The 826-nt window shown below is 76.5% G+C and carries 1 protein-coding gene; it reads right to left on the bottom strand.

Annotation, left to right across the window (positions count from 1 at the left end):
• Positions 1-826: alpha/beta fold hydrolase (locus GTW08_RS14815; protein ID WP_161152083.1), on the bottom strand; the 826-nt coding region annotated here is incomplete at both ends.

The following is an 826-nucleotide window of genomic DNA, read 5'->3' on the forward strand; positions in this document are numbered from 1 at the left end:
TCGGTGTTCGGCGCGGGCCACACCGCGCAGGCCAGCGCGCTGTAGGCGGCGCGGGTGCCGATCCGCGGTGCGTGCTCGACCGCGCGCTCGGCGGCCGCGGTGTGCGCGGCGACGTCGGCCGGGGTGGTCCAGTCCGCGCAGCGCACCGCGGTGTGCTGCTCCTGCGTCGCGGTCGGGACACCGAACGGCGAGACCGTCAGGGTGCGGTAGAGCAGGTGGGTGAGGGTGCCGTCGCCCTGCTGCGCGGTCGTCAGCGCCGTCGTCAGCACCGGCCAGAGGGCGCGGTCACCCGCCGCGCCGCGGGCGGTCTCCAGCAGCATCGCGCCGTCGACGACGCCGGCCGGGGCGAGACCCTCCACCGCCCGGGCCGGGGCGGGACGGCGTTCCAGACCGGCGACGAGGTCGTCGAACGCGGCGGCCGGGTCGCCGTCGCCGAACGGGCAGGCCGCGGTGCCCTCCGCGCGGCAGGTGTCGAACCAGGCGTCGAGGGTCCGCTCACTGGCGACGGCGACCTCGTCGAGGAACTCCAGGGAGTCCCCGGTCCACAACGTGGTGTCGACGGGCGCGTCGAGGACCATCTGCCGGACCCGGTCCGGGAACAGGGTGGCGTACATCGGGCCGACGACGGTGCCGTAGGAGATGCCGTAGTAGGTGATCGTCTCCTCACCGAGCGCGGCGCGGAGCCGGTCCAGGTCGCGGGCGACGTTGTCGGTGGACAGGCTCGCCAGGAACGCCGGGGTCCGGTGCGCCGCGCAGCCCTCGGCCAGCGCCCTCGCCTCGGCGATCAGCGTCGGCAGCGGGGCGCCGCCGGGGACGGCGGGGTCGG

This window comes from Pseudonocardia sp. SID8383, from assembly GCF_009864975.1.
GTDB lineage: Bacteria > Actinomycetota > Actinomycetes > Mycobacteriales > Pseudonocardiaceae > Pseudonocardia > Pseudonocardia alni.